This is a genomic window from Pseudomonas sp. R4-35-07 (assembly GCF_003852235.1).
GTDB lineage: Bacteria > Pseudomonadota > Gammaproteobacteria > Pseudomonadales > Pseudomonadaceae > Aquipseudomonas.
In genome coordinates this window covers 4,609,931-4,635,917 of record NZ_CP027732.1, presented here as the reverse complement: position 1 = coordinate 4,635,917, position 25,987 = coordinate 4,609,931, and the positions used below count along the sequence as shown (strand labels likewise).

The window sequence follows — 25,987 nt, the reverse complement described above, 5'->3', positions numbered from 1 at the left end:
ATACACGCAGGACCAAATGTGGGAGGGGGCTTGCTCCCGATGGCGGTCTATCAGCTACACATCAGCTGACTGACCCACCGCTATCGGGAGCAAGCCCCCTCCCACATTTTGTCTGTGTCAGGTCAGATGCTTTGACGCAGTCTGGCCAAGTCTCTTAACGGCGGCGCGCCAAACAACCGGCTGTACTCCCGGCTGAACTGCGACGGGCTTTCATACCCCACCCGATACCCCGCAGCCGAGGCCTCCAACCCTTCGGCAATCATCAGCCGCCGAGCTTCCTGCAAGCGCAGTTGTTTCTGGTATTGCAGCGGGCTCATGGCGGTGATCGCCTTGAAGCGGTGGTGCAGGGTCGAGACGCTCAGGTTCACTTCCCTGGCCAGGTCATCGATGCGCAGCGGCTGTTCGTAGTTGCCGTTCAACCACTTGATCGCCTGGCTCACCCGGTGGCTCTGGCTGTTGGCCACGGCAATTTCATACAGGCGATAGCCTTGGGGCCCGCGCAACAAGCGGTAGAGAATTTCGCGGTTGATCAGCGGGGCAAGCATCGCGATATCTTTGGGCGTATCCAGCAGGCGGGTCAGGCGTAGCACTGCATCAAGCAACTGATGGTCGATGCGGTCGACGTACATGCCTCGGGAAGTTGGACGCGACGGCACACCCATCGGGCCGGCTTCGGCGATCAGTGCGGTGAGCTGGGCCGGGTCGATATTGATGCGCACCGACAGGTTGGGGTCTTCGGGGGTGGCGTCGATAATTCGCCCGGCCACCGGCATGGCGACCGAGAACACCAAATAATTGAGCGGGTCGTAGGCAAAGATTTCGTCGGCCAGGCGCACTTCCTTGCTGCCACTGGCGAGGATGCACAGTGCCGGCTCCACCAGCACCGGCATGAAGTCACGCGGCGTGTTGTGGCGGTTCAGGTACAGCGAAGTGATCGCCGTGCCGTAGGAGCCATCTTCCCAGGTATGGCGGTGCACAATGCTGGCCAGTTCGGCACGCTGCTTTTCCATCTCGGCATCGAGGGGCATGGGCTTGAGGTCGGGCGACGACATGGGGCGTCCTCTACACACTGGTTGAATGGTGCTCAGCTTAGTGGTGGGTATTCAAAAAGTGTTACGTCGATTCTGCACAATCCTTGCCTGATCCTGCGGCTTATCGTGAATCAGGCAAGCAAGGCGGCTGTCATCTCCCTGAAACATGCCGTTCGGGCCTGGAATAAATCCAGCGCTGGAACGTCATGCCTACGCTTCTCGCAGGATTGTGCAATAAGCCGGCAGGAATTGACTAACCGTGCCCACACCGGCGCCGCTATCTTTGATCCTGTGGCAACACGCCCTCACAGTGCTTGCCGAGCATCACTTCTCAACGGGAGAGTCGAACATGTCCACCCCCATTCCCGCGAGCCATATGGCCTTTGTCCGTGCCCGTACCGGGTGCAGCACCGAACTCGGTGCACGCTTGAGCAGCTTGATCGAACCGGGCCGACAGGCTCAGGGTTGCCTGCAATTTACCGTGCAGCATTCCCAGACCGATCCCGATGTATGGCTGATTTCGGGCTTCTGGAGCAGCGAGCAGGCGATGAGCGCCTACTTCAATTCTCCGGCCCTGATGATCTTCACCGAGTTGCTGAACGACATGGTCGTGCGCAGCATGGACTTCCAGACCTTCACCGATGCATCCGCCGTCAAAGCCTACGGCGAGTACCTGCAACTGGCCGGCTAGAGCGTTAGAATGGCCGACTTTTCATTGGCCAGGACGTTCAAACATGGCACGTAAACAATTTGCCCACCACGAAGCCGTTTCCGCCGTAGTACCGGGAGAGGGCGGCTACAGTGCCGCCATCGCCGTCAAGGCACTGGATGGCATGGGTGCACCGCGCTTTCACAAGATTCTCGATGGGCAGACGTTCAAGACGGCTTCCGACGCCGATGAAGCGGCGGCGGCGCGGCTTGAATGCCTGGTCGACGTGGATGCAGAGGGTCAACTTGCCTGGGCAACTGCCTCCAACTAAAGGCCACCGACGATCCAAATGTGGGAGGGGGCTTGCTCCCGATAGCGGTGTATCAGCTACACATTAGTTGACTGACACACCGCAATCGGGAGCAAGCCCCCTCCCACAGGTTGACTGTGTTTCAGTCAGGCTTTTTGGCGCCTGGGCGGTACATCTTGAACAGCGCCTCCGGCCCCAGCTGGAAATAATCCGCCGGGCCGCCACCGCGTAAAATCGGCTCGGCGGCGGCGGTGTCGTAGATCCCGTCCTTGAGCAGCCATTTGGCGATGTGCACCGCGACCACTTCGCCCAGCACCAGCCAGCTGGGTACCAGCTGCTGGTCGGCGCGTTGCAGCTGGATAATCTGCGTCACCTTGCATTCGAACGACACCGGGCTCTCGCCCACTCGCGGTACGCCGACGACTTTCGACGCCACCGGCGTCAGGCCGGACAACTCGAATTCATTCACCTCTGGCGAAACGGCTGCGCAACTCTGGTTCATCTGCTCGGCCAGTGGGCGGGTCGCTAGGTTCCACACAAACTCGCCGGTCTGCTCGATATTGTTCAGGCTGTCTTTGCGCCCCACGCTGGAAAATCCAATGATCGGCGGAATGTAGTTGAACGCATTGAAGAAACTGTAGGGCGCCAGGTTAAGGCGGCCCTCGCGGTCGTGGGATGAGATCCAGCCGATCGGGCGTGGGCCGACGATGGCATTGAACGGGTCATGGGGCAGGCCGTGGCCGTTGGCGGGTTCGTAGAAATGGATATCGTCGGACATGGGCCGGGGTTCCTGCTGCGGGATCTGGGAGGCAGCCATAGTGCAATCCATGACGGCCAATTTCCATCGACAATATGGAATTTTCATTCCTCGCCCACCTATTTTTCACAGCTCCCCGTTCAGTCTGCGCGCCAGGTCGACACCCCTATAAGTCGGCCATTGAATGACTGAGCTTCGGAGCCTTCCCACCTATGAATAAACTTCCTCAGATCACCCTGGCGTTCTGGGTCATGAAAATCTGCGCAACCACCCTGGGCGAAACCGCCGGGGATTTGCTGTCGATGACGCTGAATGTCGGGTACGCCATCAGCTCGATGATCCTGATCAGCGTGTTCCTGGTCACCCTGGTGACGCAACTCTGGTCGAAAACCTACAACCCGGTGCTCTACTGGATCGTGATCCTGTCCACCAGCACAGCCGGCACCACGATGTCGGACTTCATGGACCGCACCCTCGGCCTGGGATACGCCACAGGGTCGATGATCCTGATCGTGATCTTGATGATCATCTTCGCGATGTGGCACCTCAGCGGTGATTCACTGAACGTGAACAAGGTGCAGACCTTCCGGGGCGAGTTGTTTTACTGGATGGCGATCCTGTTCTCCAACACCTTGGGCACGGCATTGGGCGATTTCCTGGCGGACGATTCGGGGCTCGGCTTTGCCGGCGGTGCGCTGTTGATCGGCTCGACCATCGCTGTGGTGGTGGCGCTGAAGTACTTCACCCGGATCTCGTCGGTGCTGTTGTTCTGGGTGGCGTTCGTGCTGACCCGGCCGTTTGGCGCGACGCTGGGCGACTTCCTGACCAAACCCCATGAAAAGGGCGGGTTGGATTTTGGCACCATTGGTTCGTCGGCGGTGTTGGCAGCGGTGCTGGTGGTGATGATTGCCGGCGCGTCGTATGCGCAGCGGCGCTATGGGCAACGCGAGGTCGCAGAGCTTTCCTGATTGAACAAACAACACAAACTAATGTGGGAGGGGGCTTGCCCCCGATGACGGTGTATCAGCTACACACTAGCTGACTGACACACCGCTATCGGGAGCAAGCCCCCTCCCACATTTTTTAGTCGGTGGTGATGCGCGAGTGTTTGCGTGTGTCTTTCATGGTCACGTAGACCACCAACGACACCGCGATACACGCGGTCACGTACCAGTAATAGCCGGTTTCCATGCCGATGCTCTTGAACCACAGCGCGATGTATTCAGCGGTGCCGCCGAAGATCGACACGGTCAGGGCATAGGGCAGGCCTACGCCCAGGGCGCGGATTTCAGTTGGGAACAGCTCGGCTTTCACCACTGCGTTGATCGAGGTATAGCCGCTGACGATGATCAGCGCCGCCATGATCAGGAAGAACGCGCCCCACCAGCTCTGGATGGTGTGCAGGGTGGTGAGGATCGGCACCGTGAACAGGGTACCGAGGATGCCGAAGGCGATCAGGATCGGCCGACGGCCAATCTTGTCCGACAGGCCGCCGACCAAGGGCTGCAGGCACATGAACAGGAACAGCGTCGCCGCCGAGATGGTGGTGGAGTCGGAGATGCTCATGCCGACGGTGTTCACCAGGTATTTCTGCATGTAGGTGGTGTAGGTGTAGAACGCCAGGGTGCCGCCCATGGTCAGGCCGACCACGGTGAGCAGTTCCTTGGGGTGGCGCATCAAGGTGCGCATCGCGCTTTCCTTGGCTTTTTCCTTCTTGGTGAACGACTCGGTTTCTTCCATGCCGCGCCGCAGGTACAGCGCAACCACTGCGCACAGCGCGCCGATGGCGAACGGAATGCGCCAGCCCCAGGCATACAGTTGCTCGGTGGTCAGCACTTGCTGCAGCACGATCAGCACCGCCAGGGCGATGAGCTGGCCCGAGATCAGGGTGACGTACTGGAAGCTGGAATAGAAACCACGACGCTCCTTGGTCGCCATTTCGCTGAGGTAAGTGGCGGAGGTGCCGTATTCGCCACCGACCGACAGCCCCTGCAGCAGGCGGGCAAACACCAGCAGGATGGGCGCACCGATACCGATGATTTCATAGCCTGGGCTCAGGGCAATTAACAGCGAGCCGAAGCACATCAGGTAGACCGAGGCCATCAGGGCTTTCTTGCGCCCGACCTTGTCGGCGTACAGGCCCATCAACCAGCCGCCGATCGGGCGCATCAAAAAGCCCACGGCGAAGATCGCGGCGGTATTGAGCAATTGGGCGGTGGTGTCGCCTTTGGGGAAGAAGGCTTTGGCGAAGTACAACGAGAAAGCGGCGTAGACGTACCAGTCGTACCACTCGACCATGTTGCCGACGGAGCCGCTGAAGATCGATCTGATCCGGCTGGAGGTTGTGCGTTCTTTTGCCGGCGCGGCCGCCGACCCCAGAGGCAGGGTGTTGGTGTTATCCATTGAAGGATCCTTCATCTAGTTGTTTTTATGGAGCGGCGCGTGCGCAGCCTGGTTCGGGCTGTAGCAGGAGCTGTGCCAGGTGGTTGAAGGCCCGGTTTAGAAGGGTTGCAGAATTTTTTTGAGCGGAATGTCGCTGATGGTTTTGGACTGATGAGCGGAAATCCGCTTATGGCTGCTGGCGTCATCGGGGGCAAGCCCCCTCCCACATTTTGACCTCATTGTTCCTGAATAAACGCGGACCACTGTGGGAGGGGGCTTGCCCCCGATGGCGATCTGAAGACCGCTAGAGAAATATCTCCCTTGCCAACCCATGCCGCTGCATCTTTTCATTGAGGGTCCGGCGCGGCAGTTGCAGTTCGGCCAGCACCGCCTTGATATCGCCTTTATGCCGGGTCAGGGCAGCTTTCAGGCAATGCGCCTCGAAGGCTTCCTGCTGCGCCGCCAAGGATTGCCCGGCCTCGATGCCCTCCGGTTCCGGCTCGCCAAGCCCCAGCACTTGGCGTTCGGCAGCGTTAGCGAGCTCGCGCACGTTGCCTGGCCAGTCATGACTGAGCAGGCGTCCCAGCGCCGGACCGCTTAGCGGCTCGGCGCTGCGTCCCAGGCGCTGGGCAGCGTCCTGGGCAAAATGCTCATACAGCAGCGGGATGTCTTCGCGCCGCTCGCGCAACGGCGGCAGGCGCAGTTGCGCGACGTTGAGACGATACGCTAGGTCTTCGCGAAAGCGCCCGGCGCGGGCCTCTTCCAACAAGTCCGGCTTGGTGGCCGCGATGATGCGTAAATCCACATGAATGCTCTGATTGGAACCCAGGCGCTCCAGCTTCTGCTCTTGCAACACGCGCAGCAGTTTTACCTGCTGGGCCAAGGGCATGCTTTCGATTTCATCGAGGAACAGCGTGCCGCCATGGGCGTATTCCAACTTGCCGATCCGCTTGCCCTGGGCGCCGGTGAACGCGCCGCTTTCATGGCCGAACAGCTCGGCTTCGAACAGCTGCTCGGGGATCGCGGCGCAGTTGAGCGCGACAAACGGCTTTTTCGCCCGCGGGCCGAAATCATGCAGGCAGCGCGCAACCAGCTCTTTGCCGCTGCCGGTCTCGCCGCGGATCAACACGTTGACCGGCAGCGTCGCCAGGTCCAGCACCTGGCGTCGCAGGGTTTGCAGGCTCTTGGATACCCCGAGCAGACTGGATTCCAGCTGGGCGCGATGATCGGCTTGGCGATGCAGGCGGCGGTTTTCCAGGATCAGCCCGCGTTTATCCAACGCGCGGCGCAGGCTATTGAGCAACGCATCCGGGCTGAAGGGTTTTTCCAGGAAGTCGTAGGCGCCGTCGCGCATGGCTTCGACGGCCATCGGCACGTCGCCATGGCCGGTGAGCAGGATGACCGGCAAGTCGGCATCGCGCCGCTGCACTTCGGCCAGCAGCTCCAGGCCGCTGAGGCCGGGCATGCGCACGTCGCTCAGGATCACGCCGGGGAAGTCCCTGGGCAACTGCGCCAGGCATTCCTCGGCACGGCTGAACAACTGCACCGCAAACCCGGACAGGCTCAACCATTGTTCGACGGCCGTACGAATGCTGGCTTCGTCATCCACCACAATCACCGCGTTCAACATAGGTCGGGCGTCTCCAGCGCGACAGGCAAGGTCAGGGTAAATATCGCGCCGTCGCCCCGGTTGCCGGCGATCAGGCGTCCGCCCAGTTCATGCACGATAGCGTAGGACACGGCCAGCCCCAAGCCGAGCCCGTCACCCACCGGCTTGGTGGTGAAGAAGGGGTCGAAGACATTGTTCAAGTGTTCTTCGGCAATCCCGCCGCCGCTGTCGCTGACGCTCAACTGCCAGAGCTGCTGGTCGGCGTGCAGGCGGATTTCCAGGCGTTTGCGCGGCTTGTCGGCCATGGCATCCAGAGCGTTGCGCAGCAGGTTGATCAGCACTTGTTCAAGGCGGATCGCGTCGCCGCGTACCCAGGCCGGGCGGGTCAGGTCCAGCACCACGCCGATGGCTTCATCGCGCAAGCGTGCGTCGAGCAGGTGCAGGGATTGATCGACCACGGTGGCCAGGTCCAGGCGTTCGCGCAGGCCGCTGGGGCTTTTACGCGCGAAGGTCTTGAGATGGCCCGTCAGCGCGGCCATGCGGGTGAGCATGTCATCCAGCGGTGTGAGTGCCTTGTAGGCATCGTCCACGCGGCCGTGGTCGAGCAACAGCCGCAGGGTCGCCAATTGCATGCGCTGGGCGGTCAGCGGTTGGTTGATTTCATGGGCGAGGGCAGCGGACATCTGCCCCAGTGCCGCCAGCTTCGCCGACTGCACCAGGCCATCCTGGGCGGTGCGCAGGGCCCGGGTGCGTTCCTCGACCAATTGCTCGAGCTCTTCACGGCTGCGTTGACGCAGACGCGCCAGGCGCCAGCGTTGGCTCAAAAACAGCACGAGGAACACCAATGCCAGCCAGGACCCGGCGGCGGCCAGGCCGGCGTTGCGTTGGTCTTCAAACGGGAACTGGGGTTTGCGCAGCAGGTGCAGGGTCCAGCCTTCGGCTTTGAGCGGCAGCGATTCCCAGATGTAGTTGGCGTTGCCGTCGGGGCCGTTGACGCGCATCAGGTGGCTGTTGTCGCCGAAGCGCTGCAAGGTGTTGGTCTCCAGCGGCTGCAGGTGTTTCTTGTCGTATTGACGGGTGGCCTTCAGTTCAGCCAGGTCGCTGGCCGACAGCGCCCGCAGGTTGCGGTAACGCCAGCCCGGCTGGTTGGCGATGAACACGATCCCGCGCGCGTCGCTGACCAGCAGCAGGTCGTTGCCCTGGGCCCATTCACGCTCAAGCTCGGGGAATTCGAGCTTGACCACCATGGCGCCGAGAAACTGCTCGTGTTCGTCGACCACTGCGCTGGAAAGAAAGTAACCCGGTATGCCGGTGGTCACCCCCACCGCGTAAAAGCGCCCGGTGCCCTGGCTCAGGGTCTGGCTGAAATACGGCCGAAACGCGTAGTTGTGCCCCACATAGCTGCTGGGCAGGTTCCAGTTGCTGGCGGCCACGGCCAGGCCGGTGCGGTCCATCAATTCGAGGGTGGAAGACTGGGCGGCGCCGTTGATGCGTTCCAGCTTGCGGTTGAGCAGGTCCTGGGTGGTGGCGTCCAGCGGGCCTTTCAAAGCGTTGATCATCTCCGAGTCCAGCGCCAGCACGGCGGGCAGGGCACGGTAGCGTTCGATCAGGGTGTGCAGCGAGTTGGCATACAGCGCCAGCTGTTGATTGGCACGGGCGGCGTCGTCCACCAAGGCCTGGCGTTCGGCATGGCGCGTGGCCACAGCTGCCGCCAGCAGCGCACCGGCGACGATCAGCAGGGAATAGAAGGTCAGGCGCAGGGGGCGAGGGATTGCGATCATACGAGGATGAACAGGCGCAGTGGGGGCGAGCACCATAGCATGGGCTGCCCGAAACTTGTGTGGGAGGGAGCAAGGCCCCCTCTTATCAAACAAAAAATAACTCATTGTTTTTGCTCTTAATTTCAAGCCGCTTTAACCAGCTGCATTCCTAACTTACGCGCCTTGCGCTCCAAGGCGCGCATCTGCCGGTCACGGCTTTTTTCTTCAAACTCCTCGATTCCTTTTTCAACGTACGGTTGACCTTTAGTCAGCATCGCGTAAATCAGCCGGGCCAGTTGATGCGCTGTCGCCTTGATTGCGCAGCAAGTATCCATTCGGGTTAGGCGCGCCCGATGGCTTGCTCCGATAAAGCTTTTATCATTGCGTGCGATAGAAGCGGCTTGCTTTAAAGCCTGTGCAGCTCGGTTAATCACTTTTAGAGATTTCCCGGGCAAGGGTTTTCCTCCCGAAATTCGCGTTGGCGGCGCGAGGCCCAGCCAGGAACAGAAGTGCTGTGAGGTCGGAAACCGTGACAAGTCCGATCCCAATTCGCTAGCCAAAACCAACGCCGTATCGATGCCGATAGTAGGAATTGCGGTTAAATCTACCCCCATCACCTTATTCAGCGCTCGATGCAGGGTCAATTGCTGCTCAGTGGAGCGGTGTGGGTTGCGCAGCGTTTTAGCTGGGAGCACGACCTCGTCTTGAAGAACAGGCAACCGTTCAAGTGCAAAGGCGATGGCTTGGTCGCATTCACCAATCTGTTTTTCAAGGAAGTCGTAAGCCGCCAGTTCCTGACTCAGTGCATGCAAATGCTCAGCTCGCCAGTTACCCCGCAAACTTCGGGCGACAGTGGCCTGGTCGGCTTTGACGCGCTTGTCTCTGAGCATGGCAAGTACTTCGGGGTCACGTTCTCCATCAACGATTGCCCGCAAAATACTCATGCCTGTCACCCCGGCAATGTTGCTGATGACTTGAGCCAGTTGGATGTTCATCTGGACCAAAGCCTTTTGCATCCGGTTGAGGGCCTTGGCTTGGTCGCGGACCTTATTGCCACGCTGACGGACCAGTGAGCGCAATGAACACACATCGTCCGAGGGCCGAAAAGCGCCTCGCAGCAGCCCGTGCGTCATGAGCTGAAGGATCCACTGACAATCCAGTACGTCGGACTTGCGACCGGTTATTTGCCGGGTCGCACGGGAATTCACGAGATAGACTTCAAACCCTCGTCTATCGAGTATTTCAAAGAGCGGGATCCAATAAACTCCAGTCGCCTCCATCGCCACCACCTTGACGCCCATGGATTCAAACCAATCGGCCATGGCATGCAAATCATCGGTGAAGGTTGAAAACCGCTTAACCGGATCATCGCATTTGGTCGGATCAACAGCGGCCAAATGCTCACTGCCGCCCACATCAACGGCAGCGCAGTCCGGATGGATAACCTCAAAACGCTTTTGGTTCTTGCGCGTCATGACAATTCCTCGCAGGATTGAACGACGCGGGCGGGGTACACGGTGGCGAGCGGATTCACTCTCTTATACGTGGTCACAGCTTTGCTGTGCCGACAATGACTCCACGCCGATACCGTGCAGGCCACTCTCCCACTCGGGTGCTGTCACACCAGTGTTGGCTACGGCCTTTGCCCCGCACGCGTTCTTCAACCTTACGATGAACCAGTTTGATGCGCGACAGCGCTACGTCGAAGACTTAGTGGGACCTCCCACCTTTACTTATTGGACTTCCACCGCCAGGCTTTCACTGATCTTCTTCTGCCAGATCGCAGGACCGGTGATGTGTACGGATTCGCCCTTGCTGTCCACCGCAACGGTGACCGGCATGTCCTTCACGTCGAACTCGTAGATCGCTTCCATGCCCAGTTCGGCGAAAGCGACGACGCGCGATTTCTTGATGGCCTGCGCCACCAAGTAAGCGGCGCCGCCCACGGCCATCAGGTACACGGCCTTGTGGTCCTTGATCGCTTCGATGGCGGTCGGGCCGCGCTCGGATTTGCCGATCATGCCCAGCAGGCCGGTTTGCTCGAGGATCTGACGGGTGAACTTGTCCATCCGCGTTGCGGTGGTCGGGCCCGCCGGGCCAACCACTTCTTCGCGCACCGGATCAACCGGGCCGACGTAGTAGATGAAACGGCCCTTGAGGTCCACCGGCAGGGCTTCGCCCTTGTTCAGCATCTCGACCATGCGCTTGTGCGCCGCGTCGCGACCCGTGAGCATCTTGCCGTTGAGCAACACGGTTTCGCCCGGTTTCCAGCTTTGCACTTCTTCGGGCGTCAGGGTATCGAGGTTGACGCGACGGGCCGATGGGCCGGCTTCCCAGACGATTTCCGGGTAGGCGTCCAGCGGTGGCGCTTCCAGCGACGCCGGGCCCGAACCGTCGAGCACGAAGTGCGCGTGGCGGGTGGCGGCGCAGTTGGGGATCATGCACACCGGCAGGGACGCGGCGTGGGTCGGGTAGTCCATGATCTTCACGTCGAGCACGGTGGTCAGGCCACCCAGGCCCTGGGCGCCGATGCCCAGTTGGTTGACCTTTTCGAACAGCTCCAGGCGCATCTCTTCGATGCGGTTCTGCGGGCCGCGCTTCTTCAGCTCGTGGATGTCGATGGATTCCATCAACACTTCCTTGGCCATCACCGCGGCTTTCTCGGCGGTGCCGCCGATGCCGATGCCGAGCATGCCCGGTGGGCACCAGCCGGCGCCCATGGTCGGCACGGTCTTGAGCACCCAGTCGACGATCGAGTCGGACGGGTTGAGCATGGCCATTTTCGACTTGTTCTCGGAACCACCGCCCTTGGCGGCCACGTCCACTTCCACGGTGTTACCCGGGACGATGGAGTAGTGGATCACCGCCGGGGTGTTGTCCTTGGTGTTCTTGCGCGCGCCTGCCGGGTCGGCAAGGATGGAAGCGCGCAGGACGTTTTCCGGCAGGTTGTAGGCGCGACGCACGCCTTCGTTGATCATGTCGTCCAGGCCCATGGTGGCGCCATCCCAACGTACATCCATGCCCACGCGCACGAACACGGTCACGATACCGGTGTCCTGGCAGATTGGCCGATGGCCGGTGGCACACATGCGCGAGTTGATCAGGATCTGGGCGATGGAGTCACGGGCGGCCGGCGATTCTTCGCGCAGATAGGCCTCGTGCATCGCCTGGATGAAATCAACGGGGTGGTAGTAGGAAATGAATTGCAGGGCGTCGGCAACGCTCTGAATCAGGTCGTCTTGCTTGATCACGGTCATGAGTCGCGCTCCTCTATAAGGGAACATTCAATAAGGTGGCTTCAGTGAGGGTGCATCGGTCGGCTGAAACCACCTTTCCAAGGCACGCCACTGGTGCAGGCGCGACGCTAAAAAAGCGCGGCAGTATAACCCGGCACGGTGGCTGATACACCCGACTATGGTCAAACTGTCGCAGGCATGATTCCCTGTGCGCGCCCCTTGTGATTGAGTCCTTGTATGCCTGAACTGTACGTCGGCGAACGCCATTGGCCGGTGACTACCGGCAGCAACCTGCTGGACGCCTTGAACCAGGCGGGGGTGGCCGTGCCCTTCAGTTGCCGCGCCGGAAGTTGCCATGCCTGCCTGGTGCGCTGCCAGGGCGAGGTTGAAGACAAGCAACCTCAGGCGTTGAGCCCGGCGCAACGCCAGGACGGCTGGCGCCTGGCGTGTCAGTGTCGGGTCAGCGGCGATCTGCGGGTCGAAGCCTTTGACCCGCTGCGCGACGGCATGGCGGCGCAGGTGGTGGGTGCGGATTGGCTGAGTCCGACGGTGCTGCGCCTGCGCCTTCAACCCGAGCGTGGCCTGCGATACCGCGCCGGGCAGCATCTGGTGTTGTGGGCAGGGCAGGTGGCACGTCCGTATTCCCTGGCGAGCTTGCCCCAGCAGGACCCGTACCTGGAGTTTCATATCGATTGCCGTCAACCCGGGGCATTCAGCGATGCCGCTCGCCACTTCAAGATCGGTGATGCTTTAAACCTGGGTGAGTTGCGGGGTGGGGCGCTGCAGTATGATCCCGACTGGCAAGCCCGGCCGCTGTGGCTGCTGGCCTCCGGCACTGGGCTGGGTCCGTTGTGGGGGGTGTTGCGTGAAGCGTTGCGCCAGGATCACCAAGGTGCCATCCGCGTCATTCACCTGGCTCATGATGCCCAGGCTCACTACCTGGCCGAACCCCTGACGGCGCTGGCCGCGCAGCATCAGAACCTTACGGTGGAGTTGTGGACCGCAGATGAGTTGGCCCAGGCATTGGGGCAGCTGCGGCTTATTTCGCGGCAAACGCTGGCCTTAATATGCGGTCATCCTGACAGCGTCGAAGCCCTTTCCAAGCGCTTGTTTCTGGCGGGACTGCCGCGCAATCAACTGCTGGCCGATGTGTTCCTGCCCCGTGGTTGAGCGCTGAATCCTACCGCCGCGAGATTCGCCTTGACTGACGCCATTGCAGGCCACAGTCGACCAAATTGTTTGAAGGGGGCACGGTCAAGTGTGGGAGGGGGCTTGCTCCCGATAGCGTTGGGTCAGTTGATACAGCGGGTGACTGACCCTGCGCCATCGGGGGCAAGCCCCCTCCCACAGGGGATCTCCCTTGCTCATGAAATGGTGTTGGCGCCGAGCGCCGCAGGCCTGCCGTGGGCGCAATGGCTGCTTGCACAGTGATAGCCGACAAAACCGAATTAAAAGGTGGGAGGGGGCTTGCCCCCGATGGCGGCCTGACAGCCGACTAGGATGTTGGATCTGGGCGATTACATAGCCGTTGCTAAGAATGCAAAAAAGCCCCGCCATTCTCATGGCAGGGCTTTTGTTTTTTCAGCGTGTCACTCAGAACTGCGGGTCGCCCACGTGCAGGATCTTCATGCCATTGGTGCCGCCGGTGGTGTGATAGCTGTCGCCCTTGGTCAGGATGACCCAGTCACCTTTCTCTACGACGCCGCGTTTGACCAGCTCGTCGATAGCTTTCTGGCTGACTTCGTTCGGGGCCAGCGAGGCCGGATCGAACGGAATGGTGTACACGCCACGGAACAGCGCCGCACGGGCCTGGGCTTCGCGGTGGGGGGTGAACGCGTAGATCGGCACCGACGAGCGGATGCGCGACATGATCAGCGGCGTATAACCACTTTCAGTCAAGGCGATGATCGCTTTAACGCCCGGGAAGTGGTTGGCGGTGTACATGGCGGCCAACGCGATGCTCTGGTCGCAGCTTTCGAAGACCTTGCCGATGCGGTGGCTGGAGGTCTTGCTGGTGGGGTGCTTTTCAGCACCGACGCAGATACGCGCCATGGCCTGGACGGCCTCCAGCGGGTACGGGCCAGCGGCACTTTCGGCCGAAAGCATCACGGCGTCGGTGTAGTCGAGCACGGCGTTGGCCACGTCGGACACTTCGGCGCGGGTCGGCATCGGGTTCTGGATCATCGACTCCATCATCTGGGTCGCAACGATCACCGCTTTGTTGTGGCGGCGTGCGTGCAGGATGATCTTCTTCTGGATACCGATCAGCTCGGCATCGCCGATTTCCACGCCCAGGTCGCCACGGGCAACCATGACGGCGTCGGAAGCCTTGATCAGGCCATCCAGGGTTTCGTCATCAGCCACGGCTTCGGCACGTTCGATCTTGGCCACCAGCCAGGCGGTACCACCGGCTTCGTCGCGCAGTTTACGTGCGTATTCCATGTCGGCGGCGTCGCGCGGGAAGGACACGGCGAGGTAGTCCACTTCCATTTCGGCGGCGAGCTTGATGTCGGCCTTGTCTTTTTCAGTCAGGGCCGGTGCCGTCAGGCCACCGCCGCGACGGTTGATGCCTTTGTGGTCGGACAGCGGGCCGCCGATGATCACGGTGCAATGCAGTTCGGTCGGGGTAGCGGTGTCGACGCGCATCACCACGCGACCGTCGTCCAGCAGCAGTTCGTCGCCGACGCCGCAGTCCTTGACCAGATCCGGATAGTCGATGCCTACGACGTCCTGGGTGCCTTCGGTCAACGGATGGCTGGTGGAGAAGGTGAATTTGTCACCGATCTTCAGCTCGATCCGCTTGTTGGCGAATTTGGCGATACGGATCTTCGGGCCTTGCAGGTCACCCAGCAACGCCACGAAGCGGCCGTGTTTGGCAGCCAGGTCCCGCACCAGCTTGGCGCGAGCCTTGTGCTCGTCCGGGGTGCCGTGGGAGAAGTTCAGACGGGCAACGTCCAAACCAGCCAGAATCAGCTGTTCGAGGACTTCCGGCGAGTTGCTGGCCGGGCCAAGGGTGGCGACGATTTTGGTACGACGGACGGACATGCACAGACTCCTGAGTTCAAGCGCTGGGGAAGGCTACTATGCTCTTTCGTTGTAGTCATTGTTCGTTTGCACTACTTATCGACGATCGGCTTGTTTTTGCTGCGGTGGAAAGGTGAACGCCCTTGAAGATTTTGGACGATAGGTCGATACACTGCACAAGACAGGAGAACCCCCATGCGAATTTTGCTCGTTGCTGCCCTGGCCGTCAGTGTTGTCGGCTGCACCCGCTGGTCGATGGACCATCATTTGAACAACGCTTACCGCGCCTATGGGGTGGGTGACTGCGCACGGGTTACCCTGGAATTGTCCCAGGTAGACCGTGAAAGCCGCACCCGCCGCTATGTGCAGCCCGAGGTTTCGATGTTGCGCGGGCAGTGCCTGGAGCGCCAGAAACTGTTCGTCGATGCTGCGCAAACCTACCAATTCATCATCAGCCAATACCCATCAAGCGAGTACGCTTACCGAGCCCAAGCCCGGCTCGATACCCTGCGCCAGCTGGGGCATTTCTCTGGCGTGACCGCAGCGCAACCACGGCCGGCGTCTTTATGATGGTATTCGTCGCTTCATAACTGGCCTCTTTCCAGTCTTGGGTTATTCTTTGAATAGATGTTTGTACAACTTTCTGTTCAAAAGAATGTAATGCCCGGATTCGGCAGCTGTCTCGTGGCAACGATTTCTTGTCACACCGATATCCAGGGAGAGCGAGCGATGGGCTTGTTCCGAATCACTGGCTTTATTGGATGGCGACCTCACCATGTTTATCGAACGACGGATCGAACGGCATCAGCTACCTTATTTCCTGCAGGTGTTCAATCGGCTTACGGACAAGCCAATCGGCTATCTGGGCGACGTTTCTGAAGAAGGGCTGATGCTGATCAGCCAGCTACCAATGATGATCGGCGCAGATTTTGAGCTGCGCCTGAAGATTCCAGGGCCGGACGGCGAGTTCCAGGCTATTGACCTCACCGCGACCTGTTTGTGGAGCCGTGAAGATGTCAACCCGCAGCATTACGACTCGGGGTTCCGCGTGCGTCAGGCGTGCGAAGAATACGCGCAGCTGATCAGCGCCTTGTTGCATTACTTCAGTTTCGATCCTTTACAGGCACCCGTTTGACTATCATGTGCAGTCGGCCATGGGGACCTGTGCCTACCGTGGCCGTGCGCTTGCCGTCAGAACACCCCGGCTTTTTTCCAGTGCAGGTAACGTGTCACCAACGCGGCGCCCAACTCCGATGGCAGGCTATCCAACACCGACAACCCATGAGCGCCCAAGCGATCATGCAGCTGGTTGCGCATGTTGAGGTAGTCAACCGCGCCGCTGTAAGCCAGTGCTTCGGGTAGGGTTTGTACCGGGGCCTGGCGCAGTTGGTCGAGTACTTCCTCTCGCAGACTGGCGACCAGTACCCGATGGTGTCGACCGATCCGCTTGATGGCACTCATCAGTGCTTCATCGTCTTCATCGCGCAGGTTGGTCACCACGATCACCAAGGCGCGGCGCTTTTGCCGAGCCAGCAATTGGCTGGCGGCGGCCTCATAGTCAGCGGTCTGGCGTGTGCTTTCCAGGTCATAGACTGTATTGAGCAAGACGTTCAATTGGCCGCTGCCCTTGACCGGCGCCAGGTAACGCGGCTGGTCGCTGGCAAAGGTACAGAGCCCGACTGCATCGCCTTGGCGCAAGGCGACATAACTCAGCAACAGGCAGGCGTCCAGCGCGTGGTCGAAGTGGGACAACTCGTCGTCCTGGCTGCGCATGCGTCGGCCGCAATCGAGCATGAATACAATCTGCTGGTCGCGCTCATCTTCATACTCGCGGGCAATCGGCGTGCGCTGGCGTGCCGTGGCTTTCCAGTCGATCTGACGCAGGCTGTCACCGTCGCGAAATTCGCGTAATTGATGAAATTCCAGGCCTGGTCCGCGCCGCTGGTGCTGACGTACACCCAGTTGGCTCAGCCAGTTATCCACACCCTGCAACCGGGCACCGGATAAACGCGCGAAATCCGGGTACACGCGGGTGGCATCCGAGGCTTCGATCCAGCGCCGCGCCGACCACAGCCCCAAGGGGCTGGGCAAGTGGATTTCGCAGCGGCTGAAACTGAAATGCCCACGTCGCAGGGGGCGCACGCGATAGCCCAACTCGCCGCGCTCACCGGGGCGCAGTGAGATGGATTGCGGCAGGTTATCCACTACCAGTCCTTCGGGCACGTGATCGAACACCAGCACGGTCAGCGGCTGTGGATAATCGTGTTCCAGTGACAGGCGCACTTCTCCCCAGCGCCCCAGCGCCAGGCTACCGGGCAACATCCGCTGTATACGGGCCGAAGGGCGGCGGCGCAAGCGCATGGCATCCAGTATCGCCAGCAACAGCAGGGCCAACAGCAGGCCCCAGGCGATTGCGTGCAAGGTATCGGGCACCTTGAACTGCAACGCCGCCGACGCGCCCAGCAGGATATCGAGGGCCAGCAGAACACCCAGCCAGGTCAGGAGCAGACGGGTCGGTTTCATGCCGGCGTTACTGCCTGGGGGCCGCGATCTGGTCGAGCAACTGCTTGATCACCTGGTCCACCTCCAAACCATCGATATCCAGCTCCGGCGAAAGACGTACTCGGTGACGCAGTACCGCCAGGGCGCAACTCTTGACGTCATCCGGGATCACGAATTCGCCGCCGCGCAACAGCGCCCGCGCACGGGCGCCGCGAACCAGGGCGATAGACGCTCGTGGACCGGCACCGATGGTCAAGCCTGGCCAACTGCGCGTCGCCCGCGCCAGGCGCACGGCATAGTCGAGGACCTGTTCATCCAGAGGCATGCCGCTGGCAATCTGCTGCATCTGCACCACGTCTTCGGCTTGCAGCACGGTGCGCAAAGGCTGCACATCGAGCATGTCGGCCCTGGACGAGCGGGTCACTTCGCGCACCATATCCACTTCCTGTTGCGCCTCGGGATAGTCCATGCGCACCTTGAGCATGAAGCGGTCCAGCTCGGCTTCGGGCAATGGGTAGGTGCCTTCCTGCTCGATGGGGTTCTGGGTGGCCAGCACCATGAACGGCTCGCCGATGGGCAATGCCTCGCCCTCCAGCGTGACCTGGCGCTCCTGCATGGCTTCGAGCAGTGCCGCCTGGGTTTTGGCCGGGGCGCGGTTGATTTCGTCGGCGAGCAGCAGGTGAGTGAATAACGGCCCCTTGCGCAGCTTGAACTGTTCGGTCTGCAGGTCGTACACCGCGTGGCCGGTGACATCGCTGGGCATCAGGTCCGGGGTGAACTGGATGCGTGCGAAATCACCGCCAAAACAACGGGCCAACGCACGCACCAGCAACGTTTTGCCAAGGCCGGGTACGCCCTCGAGTAACACATGGCCACCGGCAATCAATGCGGTGAGTACGTCATCGATCACCGCGTCCTGGCCAATGACTGCCTTGCGCAATTCAACGCGCAGGGCCTGGGCCTGTTGGCTGGCGTATTCAAAGGTTTTTTCTGCGGTCAGGGCAGTGGCCAGTGGAGAATCGCTCATAGGGCATTCCTGAGGGTTTGCAGGCACGCCACCTGTCGGCTGAAGTCGGCGCTGGACAGCCGTTTCAGCGCAGGTGCGCCGAGTGCCTGGCTGATGATAGGGGAAGGTTGTCGCGTCAGAAGTGCCAGCACCTGGCATTGTTCCGCCGTGTCGAGGTGTTCAAAGCCGGGGTGGCGTCGCCGGGCTGTGCGCAGGAGGTCGTGCTGCAAGGCCTGCAGCAATGCGCCCTGGCCGTTGCGGCGTAGCAGGAAGTCGGCGCTGGCGCGCAAATGCTCCTGCAGCTGTCGACGCGCCTTGGGCGCGGGCGCCCGGATCGGGCCTTGGCGCATGCCGGCCTGCCAGAGTGCCAGGGCAACCAGTGCAACAAGCGCGACGAGGGCCTGGGGGAAGTAACGGATCAGCAGGGTAAGCAGGTTGTCCACGTCGCTGCTGAACAGCAAAGTGACGTCGGTACCCTGGTTCAAGTACCACAGCAGCCAGGCGTTGTCGTGTTTGCCGATGCTCGGGGTTTTCCACAGGTCGCTGTCGGTGATCACCGTGACGCGGCCCAGCCCCAGGTCCAGTTGCATCAGGTGGCTGGACTTGGCGCTGTTGGCTGAAAACTGCGCAAGGTGCCTGGGGTCGGTAAGGTTGAAGTCGGTGTCGAAACTGAAATACGCAGGTTTGGTTTCATTGTCGACATACAGTTTGGTGAGGTCTGGCGCGCGCTTTTTGCGCGGTGGCGCCGGCTCGTCGAAGTCATCACTCAAGGCCTGGCGAAGCTCGAGACGATCAAGCAGCAGGTCGCCGCTTTTGCCGGTTTCTTCATCCCATAACGCCTCGGCCACCAGTAGCAGGTGGCCCCCTGCTTTGGCCCAGGCCAGCAACTGTTCGACCTGGCGTGGGGTCATGTTGCCGCGTTCTCCCAGCAACAGCAGGCTATGGCCTGGGGCGGGCAGGTCGGCAAGCCGCTCAAGGCCGTTGGCATGCGCTACCGTCAAACCTTGCTGGCCCAGGAAATGCTCGGCCGCGAGGTAAGGATTAGCCAGCGCGTCCGGCGCCGGGCCGTGATCCACAACCTCCTCATAGGGAATTGCCTTGTGCCAGGCATACAGACCGCCCACTCCCAACAGGCAAGCCAGCAGCAGGGCCATCCACAGTAAGGGTCGCTTCATTGGCTGGCCCCGCTACTGAAGAGTGCGCGCCAGTCGCTGCAGAGCTTTTGCTGGGCGGCGCCGGGAGGCAGCCGGTGGCCATAGGCGAGGTTTTGCCAGTGCCGGGTCAATTCGTGACTGAATGCCAGCAACTGCGGTTGCTGCAACTGATGGACGCGCTCCAGTACCTGGCCCTCGGTGTCGGCACTTTTGAGCGGCAGGTTGAACTCATGCAGCAGCCGGCTGAGCAGGCCGCGATACAGCAGGCCAAGGGCTTCCCTCGGTTGGGTGGGCCACAGTTGTTCGGCGGTGCTGGCGATGTCGTCGGGCAACGTCTCGACCCCCAGATCCAACCCGAACAACTGGGCAGGCGCAGGTTTTGCGGCGTTGGGGCGAGGTCGCCGCCTGCGGCTGACAAACGTGCGCAGCCATTCACGGTAGCGCCACACCACCCAGGCCAACCCGCCGATCAGCAAGCCCCATAGCAGTATCTCCAGACCTTGGGCCACGTGCTTGAAGGTGTTGCTGTTGAGGTTGTCGAGCAAGTGCTGGAGCCAGCCAGGTAGCTTACCGTCGCCGCCCTGGGCTTTGTGGTCAGTGGCGGGTTTTTCTTCGCCAAAACGATAGCGGGTAACGGTTTGCGGATTCTTGAACGGCGGTTTTTCCAGTAATGCCTTGATCGATTGGCTGGCCGCCTGGGTACTGAGCGGCTTTGGATCAGTCGGTTCATCCGCCATCGCCGTTGGGCTCAGTTGCGCCAGCGTCAGCCCGACGACCAGCAGCAACAGCGGTGCGACACTGCTCAGGCGTTGGCGCAATCGGCGAAACACCAGCTCCAGGTCCCAAGCCTCCAGGACGGTGCGACGGTTGAGATACAGGCTGAAACCGCAGGCGACGTAGATGGGTTCCCAGAACACCAGGATCAGCGCATAGAAGGCATTACTCAGGTGCTCCAGCCATAGCCCCTGCGGGCCGGTCGCCAATGCCAGCCGCTGCCAGTCCCAATCCAGTTCGACCTGCTCCGGGATGAATAGATAGAACAGCGCCATGCAACCGAACCACAGGCCGATTTCCAGATGCACCCCGATGATGGTCAGCCAGCGCGCGCCACCCGCGTTGCGCTGTTGCAGGACACCCAGGCGCTGTTGGCGCACTTGACCCTCCAGGCCTTCAAGCTGGCTCACGGGCATCACGAAGCTGCGGCTCAGGCTCAGTCGGCGCCAGGTGAGGCTGGCGAGCAGTTGCCCCTTGAGCAGGCGCGGCCACTGGCGAACGGACTGTTTCAGACTGGGCGTCTCACCAAACAGCGTTTTGGAAAGAATGTACAGCGGCAAGCGCTCGAAGGCCGGCTTCAGCCACCAGAACAAGAAGATGGCGTAGGACGGGTACTGCCACAGCAGCGCACTGAGCAGCACGAACACCGGCAGGCTGACCAGCGCCCAGCTGCTCATCAGCAATACACGATGTTCCCGGGCCATCAGTACGCCGAGGTCCATGGCTTCCCAGGAGGTGCGGGGGCGGATGACCACGCTGGAGTCAGTCAGGCGCATGGCGAGTCCTGCCGGCGAAGATCAGGTAGGCGGCCACGAACAGCCAAAGTGCGCTGCCCACGAGGTATTTGATCCAGGGCGCAATGCTCGTGGTGGATGACCAGTAGGCTTCGATGAATGCTGCGATCAGCAGCAATAACATGACCCCGCACAGCATCTGCACGCTTTTGCGGGCCGCCAGGCGCAGGGATTCGCTACGTGCCAGGGGCCCAGGCGCGATCAGCGACCAACCCAGTTGCAGGCCCGCTGCACCGGCCAGTGCGATGGCGCTGAGTTCGAAGGCGCCATGACCGATCACGAATGACCAGAACGTCTGGCCGTAGCCAATTTCACTGAGGTACCCGCTGACCGCGCCGATGATCAAGCCGTTGAATACCAGGAAGAACACGCTGCCCAGGCCGAACAGCAAGCCGGCGGCGAAGGTCTGGAAGGCGATGCCGATGTTGTGCATCACGTAATAGCCAAACATCATCCAATCTTCGCTGGAGGCCCGTTCGGCCGCACGCCCCAGACGGCTGGCGGCAGGGTCGTACATGCTTTGCATCTCGGCCACTTGTTGCGGGCTGACGATGCTGTAGATCAGGTTGGGGAACAGGTACACCAATAACGCTATGCCGAGCAGGCTACCGAAGAACAGCAAACTGGAAATCAGTACGAAGCGCCATTGTTCGCGCACCAGGCGCGGGAAACCGGCGAGGATGAACGCCAGTACGTTGGCTGTCGTTTGACTGCGATGGCGATACAGTTGTTGGTGACCGCGCAGCGCCAGTTGTTGCAGGTGGTCTACCAGGTAGCTGCTATAGCCGCGTGCCTGGGCCAGGGCCAGATGTTGGCAGAGGCGGCGGTATTGATAAGGGAAGTCGGTTGCCTCGCAGGCTTTGCCTTGCTCTACCTGTTTGAGCAGTTCGGCGAAGGTTTGCCATTGCTGCTGGTGGCGGCTTTCAAAAAGGCTCTGCTTCATGTCGGCCCCAACAAACCGTGGGCCACACCGTTGAGTTGCTCCACGGCGCGAGCCGGAGACACCTGCAAGGGCGCGGCGAGGATGGCAGCCAGTTCATGGACCCGCTCGGCAGACAATTCAGCCTGGCGTTCGGCGAAACCGAGTATGGCCCGCTGTTCGCTCAGCTCCAGTGCGAAGGGCAGGCGCAGGGCGGCTGCCTGAGGGATGCGCGGGCGGGCCGACGCCTGATCGCGGTAGACCACCAGCGTACCCGCTGCCAGGTCGCCGAGCCGCTTGAAGTGTGGATGTTGCAGGCAACTGATGGCGCCGAAGAAGTAGCCGAAGGGCAGCATGTCGACAAAGCGCAGCAGGTTGCGGATCAGCGACGCCGACCAGCCAATGGGGGTGCCGTCGTCCTGTACCACCCGCAGGCCCATGACCTGCTTGCCGGGAGAGCAGCCCTGATTGAGCACTTCGAACAGCACCATGTACCACCAGCTGACCAGGAACAGCAGCAGGGAGCCCAAGCCGAGCCCGAGGTTGCCAAGCAGCGCCAGGGGCACCAGCAGAACGCCCATGATCACGCCGCGCACGAGCAGGTCGAAGGCAAAGGCCACGGCCCTTGGCAGTAGGCCGGCAGGGCGCAAGGGCAGGTCGATACCCTCGGGGGTCTCGATCTGGTAGCAGGTATCCAGAGGAGCTGTTGGCATTGCGATCCTTGGCAGTGCGAAGCGACTGAGAGAGACGGATGCTAGCAGTGTCGAGGCTGGAAGCAACCCTTCAAGCTTTTGCTGGATGTTTGTCCAGTAAGGTATCGCTGGCCCCTGACACCTCGCAGCGCCTAGACTTTGCCGGTCTTCAGCACAGGAACAGCCCGTGACCTCCATTTTCTGGTACGACTACGAAACCACCGGGATCAACCCACGCAGCGACCGCCCGCTGCAGGTGGCCGGCATTCGTACCGACCTCGAGCTCAACGAGGTCGGTCCGCCGATCAATCTTTATTGCCAGCCCGGCGACGATATCCTGCCTCACCCGGCGGCGTGTGCGATCACCGGTATCACGCCGCAGGTCCTGGCGCAGAAGGGCCTTGCCGAAGCGGATTTCATGACGCGGGTGCATGCCGAACTGTCTGCTCCCGGTACGTGCGGCGCGGGTTATAACACCCTGCGATTTGACGATGAAATGACGCGCTACAGCCTGTACCGCAACTTTTTCGACCCTTACGCGCGCGAATGGCAAGGCGGCAACAGCCGCTGGGATCTGATCGATGTGATGCGTACCGCCTATGCCCTGCGCCCGGAAGGGATTGTGTGGCCCGAGCAGGACGGGCGCGTGACGCTCAAGCTTGAGCGCTTGACCCAAGCCAATGGCATCGACCACGGCCAGGCCCACGATGCATTGTCTGATGTGCGTGCAACTATTGCCCTGGCGCGATTGGTCCGGGAGAAACAACCCAGGCTGTATGAATGGCTGTTCCAGCTGCGCAGCAAGCAACGGGTGATGGACCAGGTGCGATTGTTGCAGCCGCTGGTGCACATTTCCGGACGCTTCAGCGCCGAGCGCCATTACCTCGGTGTGGTGTTGCCTCTGGCTTGGCATCCGCGCAATCGCAATGCATTGATTGTCTGTGACCTGGGGCTCGACCCGCAGGGCCTGCTCGAACTGGATGCCGACACGTTGCGCAAGCGCCTCTATACGCGGCGTGATGAACTGGCGGAAGGCGAGCTGCCGGTACCCCTGAAGTTGCTGCACATCAACCGCTGCCCGGTCGTCGCGCCCTTGAAGGTGCTGCGCGCGCAAGATCGCGAGCGCCTGCAATTGGATATGGACGTTTATCAGGCGCGGGCGCTGCGACTAACTGACGCACAGGAAGTTTGGCGTGACAAGTTGGCGAGCGTTTACGCCGAGGAGGAATTTGCGCCGAATGCCGATCCGGAGCAGCAGCTCTACGAGGGTTTTATCGGCGACCGTGACCGACGCTTATGTGAACAAGTTCGCCTGGCAGAGCCGCTGCAACTAGGGCGTCAGCAATGGCCTTTCGATGATCATCGGTTGCCGGAATTATTATTTCGCTACCGCGCGCGTAACTTTCCTGAAACCTTGAACAATGAGGAACAACAGCGCTGGAGACTTTTCTGTCAGCAACGTTTGTCAGACCCGGTGTGGGGCGCACCCAATACCCTGTCGGCATTTAAGGCGGCGCGCCAGGAGTTGCAAAACAATGCGACAGCGTTTCAGTGCCAGGTACTGGGTGAATGGCAAGACTATGCCGACTCTTTAGCGGCTCGCCTGAGTCTGTAGCTGCATAACTGCAAAACATCCAGACAATAAAAAACGCCAGCAAGCTGGCGTTTTTAATGTATCGCGTATCGGGTGTGACGCCGACCAGGCTTAGCCCAGCAGGGTCGCCCAACCTTCAACCACGTCACCGCCCCACTTGGCTTTCCACTCTTTCAGCGTCTTGTGGTTGCCACCTTTGGTTTCAATCACTTCACCGTTGTGCGGATTTTTGTATTGCTTGACCTTGCGAGCACGTTTGGTGCCGGTAGTTTTCACAGCGCCGCGAGGTGCTTTAACTTTCGATTCCGGATCCAGCAGTGCGATGATGTCACGCAGGGATTTTGAGTATTCGCCCATCAGGGTGCGCAGTTTGCCTTCGAATTCCAGCTCGGTTTTCAGCTTGTCGTCTTGCGACAGGTTCTTCAAACGGGCTTGCAGCTCTTTGATAGCTTCTTCGGTGGCGCGGTATTCGTTGATCAGGGACATGTGGACTACCTTATGTAGAACGCTGATTGACAGGGTGAGTGGCCCAATAATAGTCAGGCAATTTCACCAAGTAAACATTTAAGCAGCTATTTATGTGAATTACATTGAATGTTTGTGGCAATGCGCTGCGGTCGAGTTAATTATCAGGTGAGTGGCTGAGAATAATCAGCTTAATGCGGCTAAGTGCTGAGCTTAGCCGTGCACGTACATATAGCGGTGGTAAAACCTTACGCTATTAAGGGCTGTTGCCACGGCCGGGGCTCAGAATAAGCCGCAAGGAGTACTGCAGTTTTTCTGCGCAATCGCTAGAATGGCGGCCTTTGCGAAGTTCTGGAGTTTCCCCCTAATGCGCACTTTTCGGCTGGTGATTGCTTGCCCGGACCGGGTTGGCATCGTTGCCAAGGTCAGTAACTTTCTGGCTTCTCATAACGGTTGGATCACCGAGGCGAGCCATCACTCGGATGATCTCAGCGGTTGGTTCTTCATGCGTCACGAAATTCGTGCCGATACACTGCCTTTTGGTCTGGAAGCCTTTCGTGAGGCGTTTGCGCCGATCGCCGAAGAGTTTTCGATGACTTGGCACATCACCGACACGGAGCAGAAAAAACGTGTCGTCCTGATGGCCAGCCGTGAATCCCACTGCCTGGCGGACCTTCTGCACCGTTGGCACAGCGATGAGCTCGATTGCGAGATCGCCTGTGTGATCTCCAACCATGATGACCTGCGCAGCATGGTCGAATGGCACGGCATCCCGTATTACCACGTGCCGGTCAACCCGCAGGACAAGGAACCGGCGTTCGCCGAGGTGTCGCGCCTGGTCAAGCAGCACGACGCCGATGTGGTGGTGCTGGCGCGCTACATGCAGATCCTGCCGCCGGAACTGTGCCGCGAATACGCCGGCAAGGTGATCAACATTCACCACAGTTTCCTGCCTTCGTTCGTGGGGGCCAAGCCTTATCACCAGGCGTCCCTGCGCGGCGTGAAGCTGATCGGAGCGACCTGCCACTACGTCACCGAGGAACTGGACGCCGGTCCGATCATCGAGCAGGACGTGGTTCGCGTCAGCCACAGCGACAGCATCGAAGACATGGTGCGTTTCGGGCGTGACGTCGAGAAGATGGTGCTGGCGCGCGGCTTGCGTTATCACTTGGAAGATCGCGTGTTGGTGCACGGCAACAAGACCGTGGTGTTCTGATCGACGCGTGTTGATTGAATAAGCGGGGCCCCGGGAGTAAAACTCTCCGGGCCCTTTTTATTTCAGGACGCGACCATGACCGACCCACTCGATAAGGCGACTTCCAGGCCACC

The 25,987-nt window shown here is 60.6% G+C and carries 23 protein-coding genes; 8 read left to right on the top strand and 15 right to left on the bottom strand.

Annotated elements, in window-relative coordinates; translation table 11 throughout:
- Window positions 1–122 precede the first annotated feature (122 nt).
- On the bottom strand, window positions 123–1,052 hold the full coding sequence (locus C4J89_RS21150) for an AraC family transcriptional regulator (RefSeq protein WP_124364219.1): 930 nt from the start codon (window positions 1,050–1,052) through the stop codon (window positions 123–125).
- A gap of 328 nt (window positions 1,053–1,380) precedes the next feature.
- On the opposite strand from C4J89_RS21150, the gene C4J89_RS21145 reads away from it, so the two are divergent.
- Together C4J89_RS21145 and C4J89_RS21140 are read left to right on the top strand one after the other, a co-directional pair.
- The gene (locus C4J89_RS21145; protein ID WP_124364218.1) at window positions 1,381–1,722 is read left to right on the top strand and encodes an antibiotic biosynthesis monooxygenase family protein; all 342 of its coding nucleotides are present in this window, start codon (window positions 1,381–1,383) and stop codon (window positions 1,720–1,722) included.
- A 43-nt stretch (window positions 1,723–1,765) separates the two neighbouring features.
- Window positions 1,766–2,011 carry a hypothetical protein gene (locus C4J89_RS21140; RefSeq protein ID WP_124415500.1) on the top strand — a complete coding sequence of 82 codons (246 nt, stop codon included), beginning with the start codon at window positions 1,766–1,768 and terminating at the stop codon, window positions 2,009–2,011.
- A gap of 121 nt (window positions 2,012–2,132) precedes the next feature.
- Here C4J89_RS21140 and C4J89_RS21135 read toward each other — a convergent pair whose 3' ends face one another.
- On the bottom strand, window positions 2,133–2,768 hold the full coding sequence (locus C4J89_RS21135) for a flavin reductase family protein (RefSeq protein ID WP_124415499.1): 636 nt from the start codon (window positions 2,766–2,768) through the stop codon (window positions 2,133–2,135).
- Window positions 2,769–2,959: 191 nt separating this feature from the next.
- On the opposite strand from C4J89_RS21135, the gene C4J89_RS21130 reads away from it, so the two are divergent.
- Window positions 2,960–3,715, top strand: a complete 756-nt coding sequence (locus C4J89_RS21130; protein ID WP_124415498.1) for a hypothetical protein — start codon at window positions 2,960–2,962, stop codon at window positions 3,713–3,715.
- A gap of 115 nt (window positions 3,716–3,830) precedes the next feature.
- On the opposite strand, the gene C4J89_RS21125 is transcribed toward C4J89_RS21130, so the two are convergent.
- The 5 genes from C4J89_RS21125 to C4J89_RS21105 all read right to left on the bottom strand — a co-directional run bounded on the left by C4J89_RS21125 (window position 3,831) and on the right by C4J89_RS21105 (window position 11,755).
- On the bottom strand, window positions 3,831–5,150 hold the full coding sequence (locus tag C4J89_RS21125) for an MFS transporter (RefSeq protein WP_124364215.1): 1,320 nt from the start codon (window positions 5,148–5,150) through the stop codon (window positions 3,831–3,833).
- Window positions 5,151–5,433: 283 nt separating this feature from the next.
- Window positions 5,434–6,759: a sigma-54 dependent transcriptional regulator gene (locus tag C4J89_RS21120; RefSeq protein WP_124415497.1), complete on the bottom strand. Its 1,326-nt coding sequence runs from the start codon at window positions 6,757–6,759 to the stop codon at window positions 5,434–5,436.
- Window positions 6,753–8,519: an ATP-binding protein gene (locus C4J89_RS21115; RefSeq protein ID WP_124415496.1), complete on the bottom strand. Its 1,767-nt coding sequence runs from the start codon at window positions 8,517–8,519 to the stop codon at window positions 6,753–6,755. Before C4J89_RS21115 ends, C4J89_RS21120 begins: the two co-directional genes overlap by 7 nt.
- 122 nt (window positions 8,520–8,641) lie before the next feature.
- Complete coding sequence (locus C4J89_RS21110) at window positions 8,642–9,973, bottom strand: IS110 family transposase (RefSeq protein ID WP_124414627.1); 1,332 nt, start codon at window positions 9,971–9,973, stop codon at window positions 8,642–8,644.
- Window positions 9,974–10,231: 258 nt separating this feature from the next.
- Window positions 10,232–11,755: a fumarate hydratase gene (locus tag C4J89_RS21105; RefSeq protein WP_124415495.1), complete on the bottom strand. Its 1,524-nt coding sequence runs from the start codon at window positions 11,753–11,755 to the stop codon at window positions 10,232–10,234.
- 216 nt (window positions 11,756–11,971) lie between these two features.
- Between C4J89_RS21105 and C4J89_RS21100 the strand changes: the two genes are divergently transcribed.
- Window positions 11,972–12,904 (top strand): iron-sulfur-binding ferredoxin reductase, encoded by a 933-nt coding sequence (locus C4J89_RS21100; RefSeq protein WP_124415494.1) that lies wholly within the window; start codon window positions 11,972–11,974, stop codon window positions 12,902–12,904.
- A gap of 423 nt (window positions 12,905–13,327) precedes the next feature.
- On the opposite strand, the gene pyk is transcribed toward C4J89_RS21100, so the two are convergent.
- Window positions 13,328–14,779: a pyruvate kinase gene (gene pyk / locus C4J89_RS21095; RefSeq protein ID WP_124371716.1), complete on the bottom strand. Its 1,452-nt coding sequence runs from the start codon at window positions 14,777–14,779 to the stop codon at window positions 13,328–13,330.
- A gap of 174 nt (window positions 14,780–14,953) precedes the next feature.
- Here pyk and C4J89_RS21090 point away from each other — a divergent pair, with 174 nt between their 5' ends.
- Window positions 14,954–15,328, top strand: a complete 375-nt coding sequence (locus tag C4J89_RS21090; protein ID WP_124364211.1) for a tol-pal system YbgF family protein — start codon at window positions 14,954–14,956, stop codon at window positions 15,326–15,328.
- Between the two features lie 205 nt (window positions 15,329–15,533).
- Window positions 15,534–15,893: a PilZ domain-containing protein gene (locus tag C4J89_RS21085; protein WP_124415493.1), complete on the top strand. Its 360-nt coding sequence runs from the start codon at window positions 15,534–15,536 to the stop codon at window positions 15,891–15,893.
- A gap of 56 nt (window positions 15,894–15,949) precedes the next feature.
- On the opposite strand, the gene C4J89_RS21080 is transcribed toward C4J89_RS21085, so the two are convergent.
- Genes C4J89_RS21080 through C4J89_RS21055 form a run of 6 tightly spaced genes read right to left on the bottom strand, consistent with a single transcriptional unit; the run spans window position 15,950 to window position 22,620 of the window.
- Entirely contained in the window at window positions 15,950–17,281 is a 1,332-nt protein-coding gene (locus tag C4J89_RS21080) for a DUF58 domain-containing protein (RefSeq protein WP_124415492.1), read from the bottom strand.
- 7 nt (window positions 17,282–17,288) lie between these two features.
- Complete coding sequence (locus C4J89_RS21075) at window positions 17,289–18,287, bottom strand: MoxR family ATPase (protein ID WP_124364208.1); 999 nt, start codon at window positions 18,285–18,287, stop codon at window positions 17,289–17,291.
- Window positions 18,284–19,441 (bottom strand): DUF4350 domain-containing protein, encoded by a 1,158-nt coding sequence (locus tag C4J89_RS21070; protein WP_124415491.1) that lies wholly within the window; start codon window positions 19,439–19,441, stop codon window positions 18,284–18,286. Before C4J89_RS21070 ends, C4J89_RS21075 begins: the two co-directional genes overlap by 4 nt.
- Window positions 19,438–20,970: a DUF4129 domain-containing protein gene (locus tag C4J89_RS21065; protein ID WP_124415490.1), complete on the bottom strand. Its 1,533-nt coding sequence runs from the start codon at window positions 20,968–20,970 to the stop codon at window positions 19,438–19,440. Before C4J89_RS21065 ends, C4J89_RS21070 begins: the two co-directional genes overlap by 4 nt.
- On the bottom strand, window positions 20,957–21,931 hold the full coding sequence (locus tag C4J89_RS21060) for a stage II sporulation protein M (protein WP_124415489.1): 975 nt from the start codon (window positions 21,929–21,931) through the stop codon (window positions 20,957–20,959). Before C4J89_RS21060 ends, C4J89_RS21065 begins: the two co-directional genes overlap by 14 nt.
- Window positions 21,928–22,620, bottom strand: coding sequence for an RDD family protein (locus tag C4J89_RS21055; protein ID WP_124415488.1), 693 nt, complete (start codon window positions 22,618–22,620; stop codon window positions 21,928–21,930). Before C4J89_RS21055 ends, C4J89_RS21060 begins: the two co-directional genes overlap by 4 nt.
- A 166-nt stretch (window positions 22,621–22,786) precedes the next feature.
- Between C4J89_RS21055 and sbcB the strand changes: the two genes are divergently transcribed.
- The gene (gene sbcB / locus C4J89_RS21050; RefSeq protein ID WP_124415487.1) at window positions 22,787–24,214 is read left to right on the top strand and encodes an exodeoxyribonuclease I; all 1,428 of its coding nucleotides are present in this window, start codon (window positions 22,787–22,789) and stop codon (window positions 24,212–24,214) included.
- A gap of 90 nt (window positions 24,215–24,304) precedes the next feature.
- Here sbcB and mvaT read toward each other — a convergent pair whose 3' ends face one another.
- Window positions 24,305–24,679, bottom strand: coding sequence for a histone-like nucleoid-structuring protein MvaT (mvaT, locus tag C4J89_RS21045; RefSeq protein ID WP_003175830.1), 375 nt, complete (start codon window positions 24,677–24,679; stop codon window positions 24,305–24,307).
- A gap of 346 nt (window positions 24,680–25,025) precedes the next feature.
- Here mvaT and purU point away from each other — a divergent pair, with 346 nt between their 5' ends.
- Window positions 25,026–25,874: a formyltetrahydrofolate deformylase gene (purU, locus tag C4J89_RS21040; RefSeq protein ID WP_019821236.1), complete on the top strand. Its 849-nt coding sequence runs from the start codon at window positions 25,026–25,028 to the stop codon at window positions 25,872–25,874.
- Window positions 25,875–25,987 lie beyond the last annotated feature (113 nt).

What these genes read in the sequence shown, in the direction of transcription:
- C4J89_RS21150 (WP_124364219.1), bottom strand. Translation starts at nt 1,052, where the DNA reads ATGTCGTCGCCCGACCTCAAGCCCATGCCCCTCGATGCCGAGATGGAA.
- C4J89_RS21145 (WP_124364218.1), top strand. Translation starts at nt 1,381, where the DNA reads ATGTCCACCCCCATTCCCGCGAGCCATATGGCCTTTGTCCGTGCCCGT.
- C4J89_RS21140 (WP_124415500.1), top strand. Translation starts at nt 1,766, where the DNA reads ATGGCACGTAAACAATTTGCCCACCACGAAGCCGTTTCCGCCGTAGTA.
- C4J89_RS21135 (WP_124415499.1), bottom strand. Translation starts at nt 2,768, where the DNA reads ATGTCCGACGATATCCATTTCTACGAACCCGCCAACGGCCACGGCCTG.
- C4J89_RS21130 (WP_124415498.1), top strand. Translation starts at nt 2,960, where the DNA reads ATGAATAAACTTCCTCAGATCACCCTGGCGTTCTGGGTCATGAAAATC.
- C4J89_RS21125 (WP_124364215.1), bottom strand. Translation starts at nt 5,150, where the DNA reads ATGGATAACACCAACACCCTGCCTCTGGGGTCGGCGGCCGCGCCGGCA.
- C4J89_RS21120 (WP_124415497.1), bottom strand. Translation starts at nt 6,759, where the DNA reads ATGTTGAACGCGGTGATTGTGGTGGATGACGAAGCCAGCATTCGTACG.
- C4J89_RS21115 (WP_124415496.1), bottom strand. Translation starts at nt 8,519, where the DNA reads ATGATCGCAATCCCTCGCCCCCTGCGCCTGACCTTCTATTCCCTGCTG.
- C4J89_RS21110 (WP_124414627.1), bottom strand. Translation starts at nt 9,973, where the DNA reads ATGACGCGCAAGAACCAAAAGCGTTTTGAGGTTATCCATCCGGACTGC.
- C4J89_RS21105 (WP_124415495.1), bottom strand. Translation starts at nt 11,755, where the DNA reads ATGACCGTGATCAAGCAAGACGACCTGATTCAGAGCGTTGCCGACGCC.
- C4J89_RS21100 (WP_124415494.1), top strand. Translation starts at nt 11,972, where the DNA reads ATGCCTGAACTGTACGTCGGCGAACGCCATTGGCCGGTGACTACCGGC.
- pyk (WP_124371716.1), bottom strand. Translation starts at nt 14,779, where the DNA reads ATGTCCGTCCGTCGTACCAAAATCGTCGCCACCCTTGGCCCGGCCAGC.
- C4J89_RS21090 (WP_124364211.1), top strand. Translation starts at nt 14,954, where the DNA reads ATGCGAATTTTGCTCGTTGCTGCCCTGGCCGTCAGTGTTGTCGGCTGC.
- C4J89_RS21085 (WP_124415493.1), top strand. Translation starts at nt 15,534, where the DNA reads ATGTTTATCGAACGACGGATCGAACGGCATCAGCTACCTTATTTCCTG.
- C4J89_RS21080 (WP_124415492.1), bottom strand. Translation starts at nt 17,281, where the DNA reads ATGAAACCGACCCGTCTGCTCCTGACCTGGCTGGGTGTTCTGCTGGCC.
- C4J89_RS21075 (WP_124364208.1), bottom strand. Translation starts at nt 18,287, where the DNA reads ATGAGCGATTCTCCACTGGCCACTGCCCTGACCGCAGAAAAAACCTTT.
- C4J89_RS21070 (WP_124415491.1), bottom strand. Translation starts at nt 19,441, where the DNA reads ATGAAGCGACCCTTACTGTGGATGGCCCTGCTGCTGGCTTGCCTGTTG.
- C4J89_RS21065 (WP_124415490.1), bottom strand. Translation starts at nt 20,970, where the DNA reads ATGCGCCTGACTGACTCCAGCGTGGTCATCCGCCCCCGCACCTCCTGG.
- C4J89_RS21060 (WP_124415489.1), bottom strand. Translation starts at nt 21,931, where the DNA reads ATGAAGCAGAGCCTTTTTGAAAGCCGCCACCAGCAGCAATGGCAAACC.
- C4J89_RS21055 (WP_124415488.1), bottom strand. Translation starts at nt 22,620, where the DNA reads ATGCCAACAGCTCCTCTGGATACCTGCTACCAGATCGAGACCCCCGAG.
- mvaT (WP_003175830.1), bottom strand. Translation starts at nt 24,679, where the DNA reads ATGTCCCTGATCAACGAATACCGCGCCACCGAAGAAGCTATCAAAGAG.
- purU (WP_019821236.1), top strand. Translation starts at nt 25,026, where the DNA reads ATGCGCACTTTTCGGCTGGTGATTGCTTGCCCGGACCGGGTTGGCATC.